Here is a 19,057-nt window from a genome sequence, read left to right on the forward strand (position 1 = left end):
GCCGTACGGGATTCCTTCAGGCACGTCGGGGAAGTCTCCACTGGAGACGGTCCGGACGGCTACCTACATTGCCTGACTATGAGCAATGTCGCTCCAGAGCGCAAATCCAGTTTGGCGCGGATCGCCTTCGCCAGCGGCGTAGGCACTTCGCTCGAGTTCTACGACTTCGCGATTTACGGCACAGCGACCGCGCTGGTGTTCACGGACACCTTCTTCCGGGCGGACGACGCCTGGTTCGCGGCCTTCATGGGGTTGGCCACCTTCGGAATCGGCTTCCTCATGGGCCCGATCGGTGCGCTGCTGTTCGGGTGGATCGGTGACCGTTACGGGCGGCGGCGCGCGTTGCTCCTCACCTTCATGGGCATGGGGGCGGCCACGGTCGTGATGGGGCTGCTGCCCACGTACGCCCAGATCGGCGTCGCGGCGCCGATAGCGCTCGTGGTGCTGCGCCTGGTCCACGGACTCACCGGTGGCGGTGAGAGCGGGGGAGCCGCCGTGCTGGCGATCGAGCACGCACCCCCGGAGAAACGCGCACGATACGGTGTTTTCACCGCACTCGGGGCTCCGGCCGGCACGATCCTGGCCAACGTGGCTTTCGCATTGGTGCTGCTGGCGCCTCCGGACAGCGTCCGGGATTGGGCTTGGCGCGTGCCGTTCCTGTTCGGCGGAGTAGTGCTGCTGCTCGGCCTGTGGATGCGGAAGGGAGTGGCGGAAAGCCCGGTGTTCCAGGAGATGATGCGGGAGGAGAAGTCCGTCGTCCGGCGGCAAGTACCCGTGGTGCAGGTCTTCCGTGACCACTGGCGGCGGTTGCTCCTCGCGGCCGGGCTCAGCATCGGGATCAACGCCATCGCGTTCACCCTGTCGATCTACATGCTTTCGTACGCCACCGCCCCGGCACCGGACGGTCTCGCGCTGCCCCGCCAGCCGATCATCATCGGGAGCATCGCCGGGTTGCTGCTGCACGGCGTGGCGAACGTGCTGAGCGCGCACTTGTCCGACCGGGTCGGCCGGCGTCCGGTGATGATCGCGGGCACGATCGTCTCGATCGCCGCCGCGCTGGTCATCTTCCCCCTCGCCGAGCACGGCACGGTGGCTTCGACGGACGCCGCGATCATCCTCGGGTTCTTCGCGACGGGCCTGCTGTTCGGCCCCATGTACACCTATCTCACCGAGTTGTTCCCCCGTGAGCAGCGACAGACGGGCATGGGCATCGCGTTCCAGACGGGCGCGGTCCTCGGCGGCGGCACCGCTCCCGTGATCGCCAACCGGATCGTCGCCGGTACGGGCAACGCGTCGAACGTCGGCTACTACCTCGCCGCGGTGCTCGCGGTCTCGCTCGTCTGCCTGCTCATGCTCCCGGAGACGGCACCCGCGAGGATGCGGGCCAAGGTCGAACTGAGCGGAGGCCTGTCGTGACTGTCCTTGCCGAACTCGTCGTGCGGAACGCGATCGTGCACACGATGGTTCCTGGTGCCGCACCGGCCGAAGCTTTCGCCGCCTCCGGTGGACGGCTGGTCGCGGTCGGCGACGACGAGACCATCGGCAAGCTGATCGGCTCCGGGACGCAGGTCGTCGACCTCGACGGGGCACCGGTCGTCCCCGGGCTCGTCGACGCCCACAACCACCACGCGCTCGCGGGCCGGGCCGAACTCTTCGAAGTTCGGTTTCCCAGCACGGCCACGGTCGCGGAGATCGTCGAAGCCGTTCGTGCCTGGGTGGCCGCGCACCCGGATCAGGAGTGGGTCACCGGTGGCACCTGGGGCGTCGGGCTGCTCGACGCACTCGCGGACCCCGCAGCCCTCAAGGCTCTCGACGCCGTGTCGGCCGGCAAGAAGGTGCTGCTGACCGACGACTCCCACCACAACAAGTGGGCGAACACCGCGGCGATGGCGGCGAGCGGAATCGACGCCCCGACGGGCGTGCTGATCGAGGCCGCGGGAGCGCTCGTCCAGAAGGCCTTCGCGCAGGCGACGGATGCCGACCCGGAGTTCTGGGCGGCGTGCTCGGCACGCGGCGTCGAGCTCATGAACTCGCGGGGCATCACCGCGTTCCTCGACGCCGGGGCCACCGAGGGCGTGCTGCGCGGACTGGCCAGGCTGGACGAAGACCACCGCTTGAACGGGTGGGCCGTCTCGGCCATGCTGGTCAACGACTTCGTCATCGGTGCGGAGAAGCTCGGAGCCGAGCTGTTCGCCGTGCGCGAGCAGACTCGCACCCGGCACCACCGGCCCGATTTCGCCAAGGTGTTCCTCGACGGTATCCCGCCGACCTACACCGCGGCGTTCCTCGACCCGTACGCCCCGAGTGCGGACCACGGCCAGTGCTTCCGCGGGGCGACGGTGATGGACCAGGAGACACTGGAGAACTGGCTCCGCCGTGCGGACAGCGAAGGGCTCGGCGTGAAGGTGCACTGCACCGGCTCGGCGGCGGTTCGCCAGGTGCTCGACGCCGTCGAAGCGGTACGGGCTTCCGGCGTGTCGGCGATCGTCCACGTCGCCCACGGCCAGTACGTCGCCGAGGAGGACATTCCCCGGTTCGCCCCGCTCGACGTGGTCGCGGAGATCTCCCCGCCGTTGTGGTTCCCGTGCGACATCGTCGACGTCATGCGCTCGATCCTGCCCGCCTCCTGGTCCACCCGGGTTCATCCCAACCGCTCGCTCCTCGACGCGGGGGCACGCCTAGCGTGCGGCTCGGACTGGCCGGTGGCCCCCGATCCGAACCCGTGGCCCGCGATCGCCGGTCTTGTCACGCGGGCAAACCCGTACGGCACGCATCCCGGAACGCTGTGGCCCGAGCAGGCCATCACGGTGTGCGAAGCCCTGGACGCGTACACGGCGAGCGGCGCCGCTGCCGTCGGTCTCGCGGACGAGATCGGCTCCTTGGCCGCAGGCAGGTCGGCCGACTTCGTGGTGCTCGATCGGGACCCGTTCGCTGTCGAGCCTGTCGAGCTCGCTGGGACGGAGATCGTTCAGACCTGGTTCGAGGGACGGCCGGTCTTCTCGCGGTCTTCTTCGAAAGGATGACGGGCCAGTGCCGTGACACTGATGTCCAAGGAGGACATCAGTGGGAGCGCGGAGAGCAGGTCGTGCAGTTCGTCGTTCGATTCGACTTCGAAGACCGAGAAGCTGGCCCGCGTCGTGGTTTGCCCGTCCTGGAAGCGGTACCGGTCAGCACGACGTCGAAGCCGGCGCCCGATTCGGCTTCTTCGTCTTCAGGTGGTGGCGCCGCCCGGAATCGCGCGACCCACACCAGCGACGGGTCGGGCGCCTGCCACGCGTCTGTCGTGTTCGGTCAAGCTCCGGCGTGGTGTGGCCGTCGTTTTCTTGGTCGCCGAGTCGGATGTTGATCTGGTCGACGAGGTCGTTTTCGCGGATGTAGAGGGTCTTCGGCCGCGGCTGGTTCGTGGGTTGGGTGCTGGTGTGGCCGTGGCGGGTCGGCCAGGGCGAGGTGGACTGGGACGCGTTCTTCGGCACTCAGCGCGACATTGAGTTCGACGGGGTGGCGACGGTGTGCGTGTTCGCGTGGGAGGAGCGGGCAGTCGAGTCGTCGAAGTTCATGCTGGAGCGTGTCATGACGAGACCCGTCGCGAGCGAACCCAGGAACGCCGGGCAACGACCTCAACCTCACCAGCGCGAACTCTGGAGCCGCGCCGCCAAGGGCACGCTTCGTCGGTCTGAACGCAGCGGCGTGTGACGGTGAACCGCACCACCTTGTTCCTGGTAGCGCTGACGCTGGTTGATCTTCACAGACGGCGGGATCCGTCGGATCGCGTCCAGTGGGGATCTCGCGGGCCCCGTTGCTCTGGAGCTGGCAGGATGTGGTGCAGGGGAGTCGTGCTTGTCGGACGCGCGTTCCCTTTCCTGGCCCGAGGATTGGACGCGATGGGACGCTCGTCGGTTTTCACTTTCCAGTACATCGCCATCGACACGGAGGCTGGTGTCACGCCGGAGGAGTTCGAGACCTTCGTGCGTGGTGAAGGCGTTCACCTGCCCTTGTACCCGGGGTGGCGGTGGACTCTGCTGCGCGGGTTGCGTGGAGAGCGGACCGGGCAGTACCTGATGTTGTACGAGATCGAGAGCGCCGAGGAGCGCGACCGCTACGTCACGGCCCGGGGTGAGCAGACCGAGCCGGCTCGGCTGTTCTGGGCGCGGCACCCCGAGGCGGAGGCGGTGCTGGCGCGGTGGCGGCGGCTGGGAACGTTCGCTGAGCTGCCGACGTTGTTCACCGACTACCGGTTGCTGGCCGACAATCCGCGGAGCACGGTCACGCCCGGCCCCCGCTACCGCGACCGTCCGGGGGAGGAGCCCGTCGCCCGGGTCGTCGGGATCCACAACCTGGCGTTGCGCGCCGGTGTGACCGAGGAGGTGTTCGATCGGTTCATCGCCGAGAACCACCACCGGATCGACGATTACCCGGATTGGCGGTTCCACGTGCTCAAGGGCGAGCGGGGCAACCGCCTCGACCAGTACGTGATGATGATGGAGATCGCGAGCCTGGAGGCGCTGGACGTCTTCTATCCCGAGCCCGACATCGCCACCGGCGAGGCTGCGGAGTTCGCGGCCGCCCACCGCGACACCAAGCAGATGTACGAGGAGTGGAAGCAGCTGGCGTCGTTCTCTGGCTCACCGCAGATCTACACGGACTACCTCGCCGTCGCGGAGAACCCTGCGTAGTCCCGCACGACCGGGAGAGGCCCGGCATCATGTGGTGGTGAGGTGGTGGGTGCGGAGCCGCTCGACGAGGTGCTCGCCGATGCGCTGTACTGCGGCTACATCGGACGGGTCATCGTCGACCTCGGCCGGTGGGCTCGCCCGCGGGTGCAAGGCGGGCGGGGGGCGTGTGTTGGTGACTGGAGTTTGCAGATCCGCAAGACCCTCGCAACGCGACCACCTGCTCGACCACGGTAACCACCGTGCCCGACAACGACATTCATGTTGTGATCTTCGTCGTTGTCATCGACGCAGGACAGCCCCGGACACGGCGGCCTCCGGCGTCCACTTGGTACTGGGTCAGGACGGCATCACTCCCGTGGAACTGCTCGAGACTGGCCGGCGCGAAGTCACCGGGTACGGCGGAGTGGCCAAGCAAGGCGAGGCGGTCTCCGCCATTCGAACCGACACCGGCTTCACCGTCACGCTCACCGGAGGTGAGCTCGTACAGGGCGGCCGACTGCTCGTCACCACCGGGGTACGGGACGAGCTTCCCGACATCCCGGGCGTGCACGAACGATGGGGCCGCGACGTCGTGCACTGCCCGTGTTGTCACGGCTGGGAGGTGCGCGGCCGGGCGACATGGTCGAGGAGCCGGTCGCCGCGCTGGAGATCGCCGACGACGAACTGTGAGGGGTACGCCTCCGCGGCGGCCGGGTGGTGCAGCGTACGGCGATCGTCGTCCTGCCCAGGTCGGTGACGAAGTCTCCCGTGTTGGCGAGCCGGGGACTCGAACCGGTGCCGTTCCCGGCGGGTGACCGGTTCGGCGAGTACTACGAGAGTGACCGACCGGCGCCACGGCAGTCCGGCGGGAGGCGGGCTTCATCACCCAGGGGGGACCTTCGACTCTGCGGTTCCCAGGCCAACTCACGCGTTGCTGTTTGCGACAATCTGTCGTAAACTTTTGCGACAGGTTGTCCTGAAACTCTGGAGAGGAAGTTTCCCATGAACCCGCTGGCCGATCGTGCCGATCTCGTCGAACTGCTCGGCCGGTATGCCGACATCGCGGATCTGAAGGAGTACGCCGAGCTGCCCCGGCTGGTCTTCACCGACCCGGTAACCCTCGACTTCGAGGCAGTCGCCGGGATCCCGCCCATGACCACGCCCCTGCGCGACTACGTCGAAATCCTTCGTGCCTCCTTCGCGCCCTTCACCGCCACCCACCACGTCATCAGCGGGCACGTCATCGAGCTCGACGGCGACACTGCGACGATCCACGCGCACGTCCGTGCCGAACACTGGGTTCCGGAAGCCCTCGCGCGCGGTGGGCCCGACCGCTGGCTGGTGGCCGGTTTCTACGACAACGAAGCGGTCCGCACGGCGGAGGGCTGGCGCCTCAGCCGCGTCAAGCTGACCGCGACGTACCAGGAGAACGCGCACCTGTCGGGTGCCGCCGTGGCCGCCGGGCAGCAACCCCGCGAGGCGGGCGTGGCCGGGCCGGCGGCAGGATGACCGGATGCCGCGGATCCGAGGAGCCAGCATCGAGGAGCACCACGAACTGGTGTGGGCCGACCTGGCCGAAGCGCTTCGGGACCTGCTGCTCGAGCACGACTTCGACGCGATCACCATGGGTCACATCGCGGCCCGCGCCGGGCTCGCGCGCAACACCTTGTACAACTACGCCGGCGACAAGAACGCCCTCGTCCTGGCCCTGACCCGGCGGGCGTGCCGTCCGCTGCTCGAGCGGGTGGCCGCCATCGCCGCGCGGACGGCGGACCCGGCCGCCGACCGGATGCGCGAGATCGTCGAGGCAGTCCTGGCGGCGTGCACGGACCAGGCGCTGCACCTGATGTTCCGGCCAGGTTCCGGCCTGCCGGTCGCCGAAGTGCCGAAAGGGCCGGGCGGCCCATTCCACGCGATCGTGGCCGAAGTGGAGAACGTCGTCCGGGAAGGCATCGCGCGCGGGGAGTTCCGGGACGTCGGTGATGTGCCGCTCACGGTCGAACTGCTGTCCGGTGCCATGCGCGCGGGCGCCGAACGCATCAGCCGCGCCCCGGCCACCTACGCGGCCACCGTCGGCGCGGCGCAGGACGTCATCCTCGCGTCCTTGGTGGACCACCCGGATCACCCCTGAGCCCCGCCGGGCAGTCGCGGGCAGCATGGACGAGATCGCCCGGTACAAGAACGCCGACATCGTTGCGGAGGCGACCAACGGCGCCCGGGAGACGGCCTGCCTTGGCGGCACCGGCGAACCGTCTACCAGGGCAGGGTCCCGTTTTCGTCCTGGAAGGTGCCGGTGGGGCCGTCTGCGGCGAGGGTGGCCAGCCGCACGATGGTCTTGGCGCTTTCTTCTGGGGAACGTCCGATACCGAAGGCCGCGGTCATGTCGGTGGCGGTGGTGCCGGGTTCGACGGCGTTGAACTTGACGCCGGGGTGGGCTTTGGCGTACTGGACGGTCAGCATCGTGGCCGCTGTCTTGGAGGCGGAGTAGAGCGCGAGCGGCAGGTGGTACTCCGGCCGGTCGGGGTTGTTGACCGCCCAGAAGGATCCGGCGCTGCTGGAAACGGTGACCACGGTGGGGTTGGCGGACTTGCGCAGCCAGGGGAGCGCCGCTTCGGTGACGCGCACTATCCCGACGGCGTTGGTGTCGAATGCGCGCAGGGCGGTGGGGCCGTCGAGGGCTTCGCCGGCGAGGATGCCGGCGTTGTGCACCAGGACGTCGAGCCGGCCTTCGGCGGCGCCGATCGTGGCCAGCGCGTTGCTCACCGAGGCGTCGTCGGTCACGTCGAGTTGCACGAATCGCGCGCCGAGGTCGGCGGCGGCCTTCTCGCCCCGCTCGGGGTCGCGGGCGCCGAGGTAGACGTCGTGTCCCTGCGCCAGGAGCTGCTTCGCGGTTTCGAAGCCGATGCCCTTGTTGGCGCCAGTGATCAGGGTGACAGTCATGGGTTTCTCGCTTTCAGGCGGTCAGCTGCCGGCGCAGTTCACCGGCATCGTGCAGGGCGGTCATGTGGATGAACCGTCCATTGTGGACCTGGTAGATGGCGTACTCGGTGATCTCGAACGAGGTGCCGGTGGGGGCGACACCGAGCCATTCCTGGGCCGGAGTGCCGGTGTTGGTCAGGCGGGCGGCCAGCCGGTCGCCGTCGAAGAGGAGTTCCTTCAGTTCCCAGTGCAGGTCCGGAACCGCGGCGACGTCGGCTTTCTGGACGGCGAGGAGGTCGTCGCGGGTGGCCGGCTCGCCGTTGAGGGTGGTCCGGTCGGCGATGAACTCGGCCATCCGGTCGAACCGGTGAGCGTTGAGCTGCTCGAGGTAGCGCAGGTAGAACTCGCGCAGGTCGGTGTCGGACATGGCGCCTCTGATCTCGTCGACTTGTGCATCGATCGATGCGTAATCCGACTGTAGCAGATTCCGCATCGATCGATGCGGAATCTGGGAAGGGTTACGCGAGCGGCCAGGCGTGCAGGGCGGCGTCGGCCATCTGCTGGAGTTCGTCGCGGTGGACGCCGCCGGCGGCCTGCACGGCGATGCCGTAACCCAGCGCGGTGACGTACCGGGCGAGCACGGCGGGGTCGGCGCCGGACGGCAGGTCGCCGTCGTCGATGGCTCGCTCGAACCGGGCACGCAGGGCGGAGTAGCCGTCGTCACGCCAGCTGACGAGCAGGTCGCGGGCCGCCCGGCTGGAGTCGCCGGTGGCCAGGGCGCCTTGGACGCCCAGGCATCCGTGGGGTCCGGCGGGTTGGGTGGTCGTCCGGATCGTGCCCGCGATGAGCGCGGTGACGACCTCCAGTGCGGTGGGCTTTTCCAGGGCGCGGGCGAAATAGGCACTCGGCCCTTCGGTGTAGCGCTCCAGGGCCTTGCGGAACAACTCTTCCTTGTTGCCGAAGGTCGCGTACATGCTGGTGGTGGAGATGCCCATCGCCTCGGTCAAGGCAGCCAGGCTGGCGCCCTCGTAGCCGTGCTCCCAGAACACCAGCAGCGCGCGCTCCAGCGCCTCGTCGGGATCGAATCCCCTTGGCCGGCCGGCGGGCCGGCGCCGTTTGGTGTCCACCTCCGCAGTCTAGCTGTTTCGCAGCGATCGATGCGGAAGGTGGTACGGTCCGATTCTGCAACGATCGATGCAGATCTGGACGGAGGGTGCTTGCGTGGGATTACTCGAGGGCAAGACCGCGCTGGTGACCGGAGGCAGTGCCGGGATCGGCCTGGCGAGCGCGGTGCGGCTGGCAGCCGAAGGTGCGCACGTTTTCATCACCGGTCGGCGCAAGACCGAACTCGTCGCGGCCGCCGAGCGGATCGGGTCCGGGGTCACCGCGGTGGCCGGGGACGTTTCGGACCTGTCCGACCGACACGCCCGCGGTGTCGGCGCTCACCCCCGCTCCGGTCGCCTGTACGTCGACGGCGGCCTGAACCAGATCTGAGGAACGAACCCATGACAGTGATCGGCATCATCGGCGCCGGTGAGGTCGGCAGCCAGATCGCCCGCGCAGCGATCGCGAACGGCTACGAAGTCGTCCTGGCCAACTCACGAGGGCCCGAGACCCTGAGAAACCTCGTCGACGAGCTCGGCCCGGCCGCCCGCGCAGCGACCGCCGCGACCGCCGCGGCCGCCGGCGATTTCGCCGTCGTAGCCGTGCCGCTCAAGGTGGTGAAAGACATGCCGGCAGCCGAGCTGGCAGGCAAGATCGTTCTCGACACGAACAACTACATGATCTGGCGCGACGGCCACATCCCGGTCATCGACTCGGGTGAGAAGACCGTGTACGAGCTACGGCAAGAACACCTCCCGCGCTCGATGGTCGTCCAGGCATTCACCCACATCCAAGCTCCCCGGATCACCACCGCGGGCAGGCCGGCGGGCCACCCCCGCCGGCTCGCGCTGCCGGTCTCGAGCGACTTTCCCGGAGCCGTGAAACTCGTGACACGGCTCTACGACAGGTTCGGGTTCGACGCGGTCGACAACAGCCCGCTCAGCGAGGCATGGCGCAGCGCTCCCGGGCAACCCGCGTGGGACGCGCTCCAGCACCAAACCCGCGACGAGCTGATCGCCAACCTCACCCGGGCGCGACGAATCACGACAACAGGTGGTCGAGACAGAGGTTGAGCCCGGCCTCCAGATGGGCCGCCGAGCCGGTGGAAGCAGGACGGTCACTCCACCTTGGACAGCGGCGACCGCCGCCGCGGCCGTCGTCTCGGGGTCGAGTGCCGGGTTGGCCTCACCAGCGGCCTGCGCGGCTTCGACAGGGGCCCGGACGCACGCCTGCCAGCGCTGCACAAGCTGCGCCGTCACGGCATCCGGGGGCCGGCTGTACCGGCCCACGTCGGTGAACAGCACCCCGAGCAGGCAGCACCGCCCTTGGTCGCATCGGCCCAGCAAGTCGCCAGGCCGAAGGCGTGAGGGCTACCGAACTTCGGATACGCCGGCAGCGGGGAACGTCGCGAAGGTCTGCACGTGGTCGATGGCTGCCAGCAGGGCGTCTTTCAGCGGGGCGGTGTCGCGGGCGACCTGGGCGAGGAGCATGCCACCCTGGAAGGCAGCCAACAGAAGGCAGGCCAGTCGAGTGGGGTCGGCCTCGGCGCTGAGGCGGCCGTGCCGCTGCATGCGTTCGAGTCCATCACGGAAGATGTCTCGCCACTGCTCGAACGCGTTGGCGAGTTCCGTGCGTACGTCGAGGTCGGTCTTGATGATCTCGGCGGCGAGTGAGCCAAGGCTGCAGCCTTCCTGGTAGGAGCCTTCGTAGGCGATGTAGTGGCCTGCCCATTCCCGGAGCGAGTCGAGGCTGTCGAAGTGGGTGAACCGCTCACTGCGATGGAAGGTGAGGACGCGTTCGGCCTGCCACTCGATGACCGCGAGGACCAGGCTCTCCTTGGTCGGAAAGTAATGGTTGAGCTGTGAGCCGCTGACGCCTGCTGCGCGGCGGAGCTGCTCGTTGTTCGTCGCGTGGACGCCCTTGGTGTAGATCAGCTCCGCGGCGTGCTCGAGGATGCGGGCGCGGGTCGCCTGCCCCTTGTCCGTGAGCTTCTGGCGGACCCGAGCACCCGTGGTGGCTTCCATACCGCACACGATACCCCAGAGTGGGCTTGACAGCCCATTTTGCGGGGTGTTCACTGCAATAAGTGGGCTAGCTAGCCCAAAATAGTGAGCACGAGATCTACGGAGGTACCGATGAAGGCAATCGTTGCGACGGATCGGGCTGCGGAGGCAGCAGGGATCACGCTCGCGGAGCGGCCGGAGCCGACGCCGGCGATCAACGACGTTGTCGTTGAAGTCCATGCGTCGGGCTTCGTTCCGGCGGAGTGGGAGTGGCCCTCGACGTGGGTCGATCGCTCCGGTCACGATCGAGTCCCGGCGATCATCGGCCACGAGTTCGCCGGGGTGGTTTCCTCCCTCGGCTACGGCACGACGGGACTCTCGCTGGGGCAGCGGGTGTTCGGGATCACCGACTGGCACCGTGATGGAACTCTGGCCGAGTACGCGGCCGTGGAGGCACGCAATCTGGCGCCGCTGCCGGGGAACGTCGACTTCGCGGTGGGTGCGAGCCTGCCGATCTCCGGCCTGACCGCGTGGCAGGGCTTGTTCCGGCACGGTCGTCTCCGGGCGGGGCAGAGCGTCCTCGCCCACGGCGCGGCCGGCGCGGTCGGGTCGGTGGTGACGCAGCTGGCCCGGGAGTTCGGCGCCTACGTCATCGGTACCGGGCGGGCGGCGGACCGAGAGGCGGCGCTCGACTTCGGCGCGAACGAGTTCCTCGACCTCGACCACGACGATCTCGATGACGTCGGCGGGGTCGACCTGGTCTTCGATGTCATCGGTGGTGACGTCCAACGGCGCTCGGCGAGCATCATCCGAGCTGGTGGGACGTTGGTGTCGGTGGTTGGGCTCGCCGAGGCTCGCCCGGTCGACGGCCTCGCGATCGACTTCGTCGTCGAGTCCGTTCCGAGTCAGCTGGTGGAGATCGTCGACCGGGTGCGGGACGGGCGCCTTCGCGCGCACATTGGCGCTGTCGCGACGCTCGACGACGCCGTCCCTGTGCTGAACCCGGTCGAGCGGCGCAAGGGCAAGACTGTCATTCGTGTGCGCCCCTGAGTGCTCTGCATACGCTCGATCTGCGGGTCTCGGGCATGGGCGTGTGCTTGCCTCCATCGGTGAAGCATGTGAAGCGCTGACGATGATCCGCTCGATCAGGTGAGCGAGGTTGTCGCTCATCGAGGCCCCTCGTTGCCGAGGAGGATGAATGAGCGCCTCCCGAGGAGCAGCCGCTCGGAGATGAGCGTGCCGGACCACTGCAACTGCTCACCCGGTTCCGCGACTGTGGCGGTGGGCTTTCAGCCCCTGATCGATGAAGCCGAGCATCCAGGTGAAAGTGTCATCGACGTGGGTGTTGATCTGGAAACCGCTGATCGCTTCCAGGGACGAGAATCCGTGCAGGAGGCTGCGCAGCATCCGCAGGGCGTGGATCTCCTGGCCGGGATCCAGCCCGTACCCGTGCAGCATGGCCGTCCAGGAGTCGAGGACGCGACCGACGGCCGGGACCAGTGGGTCGTCCGGCCCCGTGACGACGGCGGTGTTGCCGGCGGCATACCGGCCGGGGTGTTCCACAATGTACGTCCGCATCGCATGCGCTCCGGCGACAAGCGCCTCTTTGCCGGAACGCCCCTGGATGGCGTCGCGGATGGCGTCCGCGAGCTCGTTCATGGCCAGGACGGCGATCCGGTGGGCGAGGTCGGCCTGGCCGGCGACGTGCTTGTACAGCGAGGGCGTCTTGACCCCGAGCCGTTCAGCCACCAAACCCATACTGAGCCGCTCGAAGCCGACCTCGTCGGCCAGGGCGGCCCCGGCCTCGGTGACCGACGCCGGGTCCAGCCCGGCCCTAGGCATTGGCCAGCGTCTTGGCCAGGAACGGCAAGGTCAGTGTCACGACCTCGTCGGGGGTCTGGGCGTGCGGGTAGTGACCGGCGCCATCGATGACCACCACTTCCCCGAGCCCGTCAGGCAGGTCGGCGACGATCTTCTCGCCCTCGGCCAGCGGATCGGCCCAGTCGGGATCGAGGCTGCCCTCGATGACCAGCACCGGGCAACGGACGTTGACCAGCTGGGCGCCGGCGTCGGTCGGCGCGGTCTTGCACATGGCCTGCAATACCTTCATCCGGCCGGGCTCACTCAGCTTGGCTTCGATCCGGCCCAGCTCGCCGGCCCAGTCCGCCGGCTTCGTCGGGTACGCCAGGTCCAGGTACTTCTTCCAGGCCGACAGGCTGCCCAGGGCCATGGTCATACCCAGCCGGGTGGAACCGGCCCGGTGGCGCTTGACCCGCAGCAGCCCACCCAGAGAGACCGACTGCTTGCGGGTGAACGGCGCCAGCTCGACCACGCCCGTGATCAGATCGGGCGCCGTGGCGGCAGCGATGGTCGCGGCGCCGCCGCTGATCGACTGCCCCATGATCACCGCCGGACCGCCGAGGTGGCGTACGAGCGCGACCAGGTCACCGGCGATGTCCGTACGACTGTAGCCGTCCCAGCCGAGGCTGGAGTCACCGCAACCGCGGATGTCGACGTTGGCGACCCGGTACCCGGCCGCGACCAGAGCCGGAACGACGAACCGGTAGGAGTGCCTGCTGTCACCCATGCCGTGCGCCAGAACAACGAGAAGGCCCTCACCGCTCACGTCGTAGGCGATGGTGTTGCCGGCGATGTTCAAGTACTCGGGCACGATGTCCTCCACGGAAGCTAACGTCTGTAGCTAAAAGCTATCGGTGTTAGCTTCGGGTGTCAACGTGTACCCCGCGCAAGCGCTCGACCAGCGCTATCACGGTGAAGAGGATGCGGATGCGCTACCGCGCCGATCGCTGGGCAGTCTGGTCCACGGCAGATGCCGCAAGCAGTCGGCACCGCGTGGTCGAGGCCTTGGCGGGCCGGCGTGCCTCTGGAGATGGGCCGGGCCGTCGCGGGTGACCCGGCGGGCCTTGGCCCCTCGGTGGATACCGCGTTCGCGGTGCTGTTGCGGGGATTGCTGAGCCAGGCGGTCAGCAGAGGTAGTTTGCCCACCGGGCGGTGGCCAATACCCTCGCCTGGTCGCCCGCGGTGGCCGGTTCGCATGTTCCGGTGACGCAGGAACTCCGGCTGCCGATGATCATCAACGGCCGGTTGAGTCCGGAGTGGCCGATGTAGACGGTCTTGGTGGTGACGACGTGCCCGGCGAATCTGCGGTGCGGCGAAGCCGAGTCCGGGTTCCAGGACGACGACGGGGAAGCGGCCGGCGTGACGGGGGCGTCGGCGACGGCGTGGATTTCGTCGAAGCTGGTTTCGCCCCACCCGGCGGACCGCTCATGTGCAGGCCCGCCCAAGCCCGGGGGGTGTAGGGAGCCGGTTTCGCGTCAGCCTCGGTGACCGGCTCGGCTGCCCGGATGGCGCTGTAGCCGACGTAGGCGCTGAGCCCGGCGACCACCATGGTGTGCCGTGGGCATCGGGGGTGAACCGATCGTGGTCAGGGGCAGGGTGCTCGGGCCTGGCTGCCGCAGGAGAGCCGCGCCCAGACGGTCTTTCCGTCGGAGTCCGGGTTGTCGTGCACGCTCCAGGTGTCGGTGAGCTCGCGGATCAGGGACATGCCGTACCGGGGGGCGTCGTGGGGGTCCGATCGCGACGTGGGAGGGAGTGGGTGCGCCGGTGAGAGGTCGTCGACTTCGACGACCACACGGCATGGGGTGGTCAGGGCGGTGATGCGGGCCCGGACCGGTCTGCCGCCGTGGAGGTAGGCGTTGGCGGCCAGTTCGTCGATCACCAGCAGGACGTCGTGGCGGTGTTCGGTGCCGAGGTGGGGAAGTAGGCGCGTGGCCCATCGGCGTATCCGAGCCAGGGCCGACGGGTCGGTGCCACGCAGGTCGATGACCCAGGGCGCGGCACCGTCGACGTGGTCACCACGCACCGTGCGGGTTCTCCCTGACGTTGCTCACCCGATCGGCATACCCCGTGAGTCACTGCGCAAACGTCTCGTCCGCCGTGGCTGCGTCACCGGCGGTCATAGCCGGAAGTGGACGCGGAAGGTGGTGCCGTCGGTGCTGGTGTGGAGCCGGACCAGGTCGGCCATGTGGTTGACCAGCAGGAGGCCGCGGTTGCGGTGTGCCTCCGGTGGGACGGGGTGCCGTCCGGCCAAGGGGTCGGTCAAGGTGCCCTGGTCGCGGACCTGGCACAGGAGGTGCCCGTCGGCGGTCCAGATCCGCAGGCGGCCGGTGCCGCCGCCGTGGTCGATGCTGTTGGTGACCAGTTCGGTGACGACCAGTTCCACGTCGGCGACCTGGTCCGGTGACAAGCCGGCCTGGTGGGCGTGGGTGCGGGCGAGGTGTCGGGCCTGGGCGAGATTGGTTGCGTCGACGGTGAGGTCGGCGGCCTCGGCGGGTTCGGGCAGCGGCTGGTTGTAGCCGGCGATGATCGCTTCGGGGTCGTACGCGGCGCTGGAGCGTTCGCCGGTGGCGTCGATGAGCAGCGGATGGGTCGCTTCGGCGTCGGCCAGTACTGCCGGTGTCAGGTTCTGGGTGTCGTAGGGGCAGAGGATGGTGACGTCCCGGCCGGTGAACGCGAGGTTGATCAGGGCTTCGTGCTGGACGCAGGCGGGGTATTCGTGGTCGCTGCGGCTGGGCCAGATGGGTTCGCCGATGATGCGGACGTGCCGGTCGGGGTGGGTGTCGGCGAAGGCGCGAAGTACACCGGGGATGATCCGGCCGGGGTTGCGTCCGGCGATGCCCATGTCCATCAGGGTGACCTGGTCGGCGTCGGCGCCGAGTTCGGCGCGCAGCAGGGCGACGTTGGCCGCGGGGACCGACACGGCGACCGGTTCGCCCGCGGCGAGTCCGGACCGGATGAACGGCACGGTGCCGGCGAGGTACTCGTCGGCATCCCGGTAGAACAGGGCCGGATGGACGAACGGCTCGTGACCGCGCGTCTTGACGGGCGTGCTCATGACACTTCCAGTTCTTCGATCACGATCGTCGCCGGTTCGGCGGGGTAGAGCAGTGTCAACATCCTACGGAGGATCGTCGGGGGGCGGGTGAGCGTGAGCGGTGCCGCGGCGACCAGCATGGCGGTGCCGCGGGCGTCGATGAACGACAGCTGTGAGAGATCCAGCTGGGCGGACGCGCCGTCGGCGGTCGCTGATTCCAATGCGCTCTGCCAGATGTCGCGGGTGCTCAGGTCGACGTCGCCGATGACCTTCACCCCGCGTTGACCCGGTATCCGGACCACCTGCAACTGGCTGCGATGAGAATCAGTCACCCGGCCAGCCTACGTTGGGCATCCGCCACCGGCAGACTTGCGAGTCTCTCCGCGGTGATCGACCAGCGAAGTGACCCGGGACATGCGCCGGCCACCACTGGCCGGGAATCACCGCAGCCGCGCCACCAGGGACAGCCAGGCTTCCGCGCCGGCCCGGTTCGCGTGGATCGGCAGGACGCGGTCGAGGTGCAGCACCTGGATGGGTCGCAGGACGGCCCGTTGACCGGCGATGACTGCGCAAGGCAGTCCGCGGGCGTGGGCGTCATGGACAGCCTCGATGAGGGCGGACAAGCCACTCGAGGAGCAGAACGTGACGTGGGTGAGGTCGATGATCAGTGCCTCGGGGCGCAGCCGCAGCTCGTCGTGCAGCCGGTCCTGCACGCGCGCGGTCACGGCCAAGTCGACTTCGCCGGCGATGGCCACCGTGGTGTGCTCGTGGCGAGCGGTGACCATGATGGTGAGGGGGCGGGGGAGTCCGGAAGCCGGCTCGCGCAAGCTGGGGGTGCGGGCGGCGTCGAGCATCGGAGGCCTCCTCGTCGACGGGAAGCCGGATCGGCCGCGAACCTCCCGCGGTGCGGGCCTGCCCTGGTGCGGGCAGGCCGAAGAACTGCGGGCGGCTGCCGGTCTGAACCGCCGGTGCGCCACGAGGCGGCGAGTCAGGCGTGCCCTCGCGCGGCGGTGTGACACGCCTTGCCCGGTTCCGGAGCGTGATCCGGGTCGGGCACGGTCGGGTAGTGCCCCATCGGTGGGCCCTTCAACCATTCACTGCGCCGCCCTGTCCCGACGCCACGTTCAGCTCACAGCTGACCTCGATGCTCTCAGTTGCTCGTTCGTGCTGCCGGCGGGCTCGACCCGCCGTGTCCGGCCGCTCGCTCGCCGCCACGCTGCCTGCCGCGCGGCGGCGTCCATCGGATGCTCAGGCGCCGAGGCGGCTGTAGAGGCGGCTGGCCAAGGACGCCGCCAGCTGGTTCAGCGCGGCCAGCGGATCGAGCTGCGCGAACTGCCCCAGCAGCTCCGCCGCCGCGTAGGCCTCCTCCGGGGACAGCACCGCCGTCCACCGTTCCCGGCGTCCCTGCTCCAGCAACCGCGTCAAGGCTTCGGCGTACTCGCGCATGTCGCGCACCCCGGCAAGGCCGTACCGCTCGCCGAGCGGATCAACCGCGGCCTCGTCACTCATGGTCGTGCGCCCTTCTCTCTCCGTCGGCCTCACCCGTTCGAGGAAATCTATGTCGGTCGGAGTAGACATTCAACGGCGGGTGTGTGTAGTGTTCTTCTCGTAGCGAGAGAGACAACGTCAAGCAGGCGCGGGAGAGGACGTAACTACCCGCGAGGTGAGACAAGGCGGTCAGGCAGCACGGAGCCGATCCAGAGAACAAGGTTTCGGCTGGTGACCGGGAGCAGTACTCCAGGACCGAGGTTGTGAAGAGGTTTGACCGAGTAGTGCCGGTCCTGGAGCGGTAGTGCAGGACGCGGGCGGAGCATCTGTGCCCGTGAAGATCAGCAGTTGTAGTTGTTGTTTGTCGTAGTTGTTTGTGAAGTGAAGTAGTTGCAGGACCGGTCAGGTGGCCGGAGCCGATCAACGTAGGGGGCTCCGGGCAGTGGCCAGCGGCGTCAGCGTGCTGGGACCGATCAGTGGAAGGGTTCCAGCCGTGGCGGTCGCAGCAGCAAGTGCAGTACCAGCAAGTGCAGTGGCAGTAGGCAGTAACTGGAATATCGAAAGAAGGAGCGGGAACCATCATTGGATCGCCCGCAGCGGTTGGGTTTTGCCGCGCGGGTGCCGCAGTTCCATCGAGTTCGGAGGTGGTGCTCGGTCACGAGTGAGCGATCCCCGCATGGTCCGGTTGTGTGCCGGGTGCGGGTGCAGGAAGCCGGCGGTCGCGCCGGTTGACAATGGTGTATACCCAACCCTTGAGGACCCCGGGTGCCGTGCTGGCACCCGGGGTCCTTTGTGATGTGGAGGTGGAATGATTCCTGACCAAGCAGGACCCGGCACGCCGAGTGCGGCCGACAAGTTCGACGACGAAAACTATCCCGGTTACACCATGGGCCGGGCCGCCGACATGCTCGGCACTACCCAAGGCTTTCTGCGCAGCCTCGACGAAGCCGGGCTGATCACCCCGCAACGCTCCGCCGGCGGGCACCGCCGCTACTCCCGGCACCAGCTGCGCCTGGCCGCTCGTGCGCGCGAACTGGTCGATCGGGGCACGCCGATCGATGCCGCCTGCCGCATCATCACCCTCGAAGACCAGCTCCACGAAGCCCAGCGTCGCAACACCGAACTGACAACCAGCGACTGAATCCGACTCGGCACGCGGCTCCGCCGCGTGCCGATCTGCCGCCGAAGCCCGCGACGCTGCGCGGATACCCGACCACCGGCGCGCCACGCAAGTCCGGCACTCGATGGCGGCCCCGGTAGTCACACGCTGAGCTCCTGGTTGTCCGTCACCGGAGGCTTGGCCACTCCGGCCGGCGGGTGAGCTGCTCCTTGCGGCGCACGAGCGCGGCCCGGCTATGGCGGACCGCTCGCAGCCGCAGCACCGCTACGCCCCCGAGTGCCGGCACCACCACGAGCAGTTCGGGTTCGACCCGATGCCGCAGGGTCGTGATGACCAGGGCGCCGGTGGCGAACAGCAGCCAAGCAGTCAAGCCGAGCCAGCCGGCGATCACCCGGTCGCGGGCGAACAACGGAGCCCGGCGCGTCACCGCCCACGCACCGAACGCGGCCCAGGCCAGCCCGACCGCCACGAGCACGGCGAACGCGACCTTCGTCCGCGGCGGCAGTCCCACCACAGATCTGCGCGCACGCCTCGAGCGAGAGGTCTTCGAGGTGGAACAGCAGCAGCACCTCGCGTTCCCGCACCGGCAGCGCGCCCAAGGCGTCGCCCAGTACCTCCCGGTCGGTCAAGGCGCTCGAACGTCAGAACGCGGCGCTCGTTGCCGCGGCCCACAACCAATAGCGGAAGGGCACACCGATGAGCACGAGTCTGCTGCTCCAGGACAAGACGGCCGTGATCGGCGGAGCCGGCGGCGCCACCGGTCACGCCGTCTGCGCCGGCCCCGACCACCGCCCCTTCCTCGGCACTCCGCCGCGGCCCGGCCGAGGTTGATCACCCGCGGCAGCACCGGCCCGGCGAACGCGTGAGGGCCGCGGCG

General features: G+C 68.7%; 25 protein-coding genes and 1 pseudogene. 11 read left to right on the forward strand and 15 right to left on the reverse strand.

Annotation, left to right across the window (positions count from 1 at the left end; genetic code table 11):
- Nucleotides 1–78 precede the first annotated feature (78 nt).
- Nucleotides 79–1,416 (forward strand): MFS transporter, encoded by a 1,338-nt coding sequence (locus AB0F52_RS09485; RefSeq protein ID WP_360166903.1) that lies wholly within the window; start codon nt 79–81, stop codon nt 1,414–1,416.
- A complete protein-coding gene (locus AB0F52_RS09490; RefSeq protein WP_360166906.1) occupies nt 1,413–3,023 on the forward strand; it encodes an amidohydrolase in 1,611 nt (536 codons plus the stop codon). The genes AB0F52_RS09485 and AB0F52_RS09490 overlap by 4 nt, the downstream gene beginning before the upstream one ends.
- Here AB0F52_RS09490 and AB0F52_RS09495 read toward each other — a convergent pair.
- A complete protein-coding gene (locus tag AB0F52_RS09495; protein WP_360168275.1) occupies nt 2,969–3,196 on the reverse strand; it encodes a muconolactone Delta-isomerase family protein in 228 nt (75 codons plus the stop codon). The two genes, AB0F52_RS09490 and AB0F52_RS09495, sit on opposite strands and share 55 nt — an antisense overlap.
- Nucleotides 3,197–3,402: 206 nt before the next feature.
- Between AB0F52_RS09495 and AB0F52_RS09500 the strand changes: the two genes are divergently transcribed.
- From AB0F52_RS09500 to AB0F52_RS09515, 4 genes are all read left to right on the forward strand, one after another.
- On the forward strand, nt 3,403–3,693 hold the full coding sequence (locus AB0F52_RS09500; RefSeq protein ID WP_360166909.1) for a hypothetical protein: 291 nt from the start codon (nt 3,403–3,405) through the stop codon (nt 3,691–3,693).
- 188 nt (nt 3,694–3,881) lie between these two features.
- Nucleotides 3,882–4,673 (forward strand): hypothetical protein, encoded by a 792-nt coding sequence (locus AB0F52_RS09505; RefSeq protein WP_360166912.1) that lies wholly within the window; start codon nt 3,882–3,884, stop codon nt 4,671–4,673.
- Between the two features lie 981 nt (nt 4,674–5,654).
- A complete protein-coding gene (locus tag AB0F52_RS09510; protein WP_360166915.1) occupies nt 5,655–6,161 on the forward strand; it encodes a nuclear transport factor 2 family protein in 507 nt (168 codons plus the stop codon).
- Nucleotides 6,162–6,165: 4 nt separating this feature from the next.
- A complete protein-coding gene (locus AB0F52_RS09515; protein WP_360166918.1) occupies nt 6,166–6,783 on the forward strand; it encodes a TetR/AcrR family transcriptional regulator in 618 nt (205 codons plus the stop codon).
- Between the two features lie 122 nt (nt 6,784–6,905).
- Here AB0F52_RS09515 and AB0F52_RS09520 read toward each other — a convergent pair whose 3' ends face one another.
- The 3 genes from AB0F52_RS09520 to AB0F52_RS09530 form a co-directional block, all read right to left on the reverse strand.
- Nucleotides 6,906–7,592, reverse strand: a complete 687-nt coding sequence (locus AB0F52_RS09520) for an SDR family NAD(P)-dependent oxidoreductase (RefSeq protein ID WP_360166921.1) — start codon at nt 7,590–7,592, stop codon at nt 6,906–6,908.
- 13 nt (nt 7,593–7,605) lie between these two features.
- A complete protein-coding gene (locus tag AB0F52_RS09525; RefSeq protein ID WP_360166924.1) occupies nt 7,606–7,998 on the reverse strand; it encodes an ester cyclase in 393 nt (130 codons plus the stop codon).
- 91 nt (nt 7,999–8,089) lie between these two features.
- Nucleotides 8,090–8,698 (reverse strand): TetR/AcrR family transcriptional regulator, encoded by a 609-nt coding sequence (locus AB0F52_RS09530; protein ID WP_360166927.1) that lies wholly within the window; start codon nt 8,696–8,698, stop codon nt 8,090–8,092.
- A 94-nt stretch (nt 8,699–8,792) separates the two neighbouring features.
- On the opposite strand from AB0F52_RS09530, the gene AB0F52_RS09535 reads away from it, so the two are divergent.
- Both AB0F52_RS09535 and AB0F52_RS09540 read left to right on the forward strand, forming a co-directional pair.
- On the forward strand, nt 8,793–9,065 hold the full coding sequence (locus AB0F52_RS09535) for an SDR family NAD(P)-dependent oxidoreductase (RefSeq protein WP_360166930.1): 273 nt from the start codon (nt 8,793–8,795) through the stop codon (nt 9,063–9,065).
- Between the two features lie 11 nt (nt 9,066–9,076).
- The gene (locus tag AB0F52_RS09540; RefSeq protein WP_360166933.1) at nt 9,077–9,748 is read left to right on the forward strand and encodes an NAD(P)-binding domain-containing protein; all 672 of its coding nucleotides are present in this window, start codon (nt 9,077–9,079) and stop codon (nt 9,746–9,748) included.
- Between the two features lie 297 nt (nt 9,749–10,045).
- Here the strand turns inward: AB0F52_RS09540 and AB0F52_RS09545 are convergent, their stop codons facing one another.
- A complete protein-coding gene (locus AB0F52_RS09545) occupies nt 10,046–10,699 on the reverse strand; it encodes a TetR/AcrR family transcriptional regulator (protein WP_360166936.1) in 654 nt (217 codons plus the stop codon).
- Nucleotides 10,700–10,810: 111 nt separating this feature from the next.
- Between AB0F52_RS09545 and AB0F52_RS09550 the strand changes: the two genes are divergently transcribed.
- Nucleotides 10,811–11,728, forward strand: coding sequence for an NADP-dependent oxidoreductase (locus tag AB0F52_RS09550; RefSeq protein WP_360166939.1), 918 nt, complete (start codon nt 10,811–10,813; stop codon nt 11,726–11,728).
- 207 nt (nt 11,729–11,935) lie between these two features.
- Here AB0F52_RS09550 and AB0F52_RS09555 read toward each other — a convergent pair whose 3' ends face one another.
- The 8 genes from AB0F52_RS09555 to AB0F52_RS09590 all read right to left on the reverse strand — a co-directional run bounded on the left by AB0F52_RS09555 (nt 11,936) and on the right by AB0F52_RS09590 (nt 17,081).
- Complete coding sequence (locus tag AB0F52_RS09555; RefSeq protein WP_360166942.1) at nt 11,936–12,520, reverse strand: TetR/AcrR family transcriptional regulator; 585 nt, start codon at nt 12,518–12,520, stop codon at nt 11,936–11,938.
- On the reverse strand, nt 12,513–13,349 hold the full coding sequence (locus AB0F52_RS09560) for an alpha/beta hydrolase (protein ID WP_360166945.1): 837 nt from the start codon (nt 13,347–13,349) through the stop codon (nt 12,513–12,515). Before AB0F52_RS09560 ends, AB0F52_RS09555 begins: the two co-directional genes overlap by 8 nt.
- Nucleotides 13,350–13,662: 313 nt before the next feature.
- Nucleotides 13,663–13,983 carry a hypothetical protein gene (locus AB0F52_RS09565; protein ID WP_360166948.1) on the reverse strand — a complete coding sequence of 107 codons (321 nt, stop codon included), beginning with the start codon at nt 13,981–13,983 and terminating at the stop codon, nt 13,663–13,665.
- A gap of 140 nt (nt 13,984–14,123) precedes the next feature.
- Nucleotides 14,124–14,561: an ATP-binding protein gene (locus tag AB0F52_RS09570; RefSeq protein WP_360166951.1), complete on the reverse strand. Its 438-nt coding sequence runs from the start codon at nt 14,559–14,561 to the stop codon at nt 14,124–14,126.
- 93 nt (nt 14,562–14,654) lie between these two features.
- Nucleotides 14,655–15,593 (reverse strand): sensor histidine kinase, encoded by a 939-nt coding sequence (locus AB0F52_RS09575; RefSeq protein ID WP_360166954.1) that lies wholly within the window; start codon nt 15,591–15,593, stop codon nt 14,655–14,657.
- Nucleotides 15,590–15,904, reverse strand: a complete 315-nt coding sequence (locus AB0F52_RS09580; RefSeq protein WP_360166957.1) for an STAS domain-containing protein — start codon at nt 15,902–15,904, stop codon at nt 15,590–15,592. The genes AB0F52_RS09575 and AB0F52_RS09580 overlap by 4 nt, the downstream gene beginning before the upstream one ends.
- 108 nt (nt 15,905–16,012) lie before the next feature.
- Nucleotides 16,013–16,426, reverse strand: coding sequence for an STAS domain-containing protein (locus AB0F52_RS09585; protein WP_360166960.1), 414 nt, complete (start codon nt 16,424–16,426; stop codon nt 16,013–16,015).
- Between the two features lie 394 nt (nt 16,427–16,820).
- A complete protein-coding gene (locus tag AB0F52_RS09590) occupies nt 16,821–17,081 on the reverse strand; it encodes a hypothetical protein (protein ID WP_360166963.1) in 261 nt (86 codons plus the stop codon).
- Nucleotides 17,082–17,868: 787 nt separating this feature from the next.
- On the opposite strand from AB0F52_RS09590, the gene AB0F52_RS09595 reads away from it, so the two are divergent.
- Nucleotides 17,869–18,201 (forward strand): helix-turn-helix domain-containing protein, encoded by a 333-nt coding sequence (locus AB0F52_RS09595; RefSeq protein WP_360166966.1) that lies wholly within the window; start codon nt 17,869–17,871, stop codon nt 18,199–18,201.
- Nucleotides 18,202–18,346: 145 nt separating this feature from the next.
- On the opposite strand, the gene AB0F52_RS09600 is transcribed toward AB0F52_RS09595, so the two are convergent.
- On the reverse strand, nt 18,347–18,691 hold the full coding sequence (locus tag AB0F52_RS09600) for a hypothetical protein (protein ID WP_360168314.1): 345 nt from the start codon (nt 18,689–18,691) through the stop codon (nt 18,347–18,349).
- Nucleotides 18,692–18,707: 16 nt separating this feature from the next.
- Nucleotides 18,708–18,764, reverse strand: a pseudogene (locus AB0F52_RS09605) (hypothetical protein); the annotation flags it as partial.
- 112 nt (nt 18,765–18,876) lie between these two features.
- On the opposite strand from AB0F52_RS09605, the gene AB0F52_RS09610 reads away from it, so the two are divergent.
- Entirely contained in the window at nt 18,877–19,011 is a 135-nt protein-coding gene (locus tag AB0F52_RS09610) for a hypothetical protein (RefSeq protein WP_360166969.1), read from the forward strand.
- Nucleotides 19,012–19,057 lie beyond the last annotated feature (46 nt).

This window comes from Amycolatopsis sp. NPDC024027 (genome assembly GCF_040638975.1).
Taxonomy (GTDB): Bacteria; Actinomycetota; Actinomycetes; order Mycobacteriales; family Pseudonocardiaceae; genus Amycolatopsis.

What these genes read in the sequence shown, in the direction of transcription:
- AB0F52_RS09510 (WP_360166915.1), top strand. Translation starts at nt 5,655, where the DNA reads ATGAACCCGCTGGCCGATCGTGCCGATCTCGTCGAACTGCTCGGCCGG.
- AB0F52_RS09585 (WP_360166960.1), bottom strand. Translation starts at nt 16,426, where the DNA reads ATGCTCGACGCCGCCCGCACCCCCAGCTTGCGCGAGCCGGCTTCCGGA.
- AB0F52_RS09575 (WP_360166954.1), bottom strand. Translation starts at nt 15,593, where the DNA reads ATGAGCACGCCCGTCAAGACGCGCGGTCACGAGCCGTTCGTCCATCCG.
- AB0F52_RS09525 (WP_360166924.1), bottom strand. Translation starts at nt 7,998, where the DNA reads ATGTCCGACACCGACCTGCGCGAGTTCTACCTGCGCTACCTCGAGCAG.
- AB0F52_RS09505 (WP_360166912.1), top strand. Translation starts at nt 3,882, where the DNA reads ATGGGACGCTCGTCGGTTTTCACTTTCCAGTACATCGCCATCGACACG.
- AB0F52_RS09610 (WP_360166969.1), top strand. Translation starts at nt 18,877, where the DNA reads ATGAGCACGAGTCTGCTGCTCCAGGACAAGACGGCCGTGATCGGCGGA.
- AB0F52_RS09540 (WP_360166933.1), top strand. Translation starts at nt 9,077, where the DNA reads ATGACAGTGATCGGCATCATCGGCGCCGGTGAGGTCGGCAGCCAGATC.
- AB0F52_RS09595 (WP_360166966.1), top strand. Translation starts at nt 17,869, where the DNA reads ATGATTCCTGACCAAGCAGGACCCGGCACGCCGAGTGCGGCCGACAAG.
- AB0F52_RS09515 (WP_360166918.1), top strand. Translation starts at nt 6,166, where the DNA reads ATGCCGCGGATCCGAGGAGCCAGCATCGAGGAGCACCACGAACTGGTG.
- AB0F52_RS09485 (WP_360166903.1), top strand. Translation starts at nt 79, where the DNA reads ATGAGCAATGTCGCTCCAGAGCGCAAATCCAGTTTGGCGCGGATCGCC.
- AB0F52_RS09550 (WP_360166939.1), top strand. Translation starts at nt 10,811, where the DNA reads ATGAAGGCAATCGTTGCGACGGATCGGGCTGCGGAGGCAGCAGGGATC.
- AB0F52_RS09555 (WP_360166942.1), bottom strand. Translation starts at nt 12,520, where the DNA reads ATGCCTAGGGCCGGGCTGGACCCGGCGTCGGTCACCGAGGCCGGGGCC.
- AB0F52_RS09545 (WP_360166936.1), bottom strand. Translation starts at nt 10,699, where the DNA reads ATGGAAGCCACCACGGGTGCTCGGGTCCGCCAGAAGCTCACGGACAAG.
- AB0F52_RS09520 (WP_360166921.1), bottom strand. Translation starts at nt 7,592, where the DNA reads ATGACTGTCACCCTGATCACTGGCGCCAACAAGGGCATCGGCTTCGAA.
- AB0F52_RS09590 (WP_360166963.1), bottom strand. Translation starts at nt 17,081, where the DNA reads ATGAGTGACGAGGCCGCGGTTGATCCGCTCGGCGAGCGGTACGGCCTT.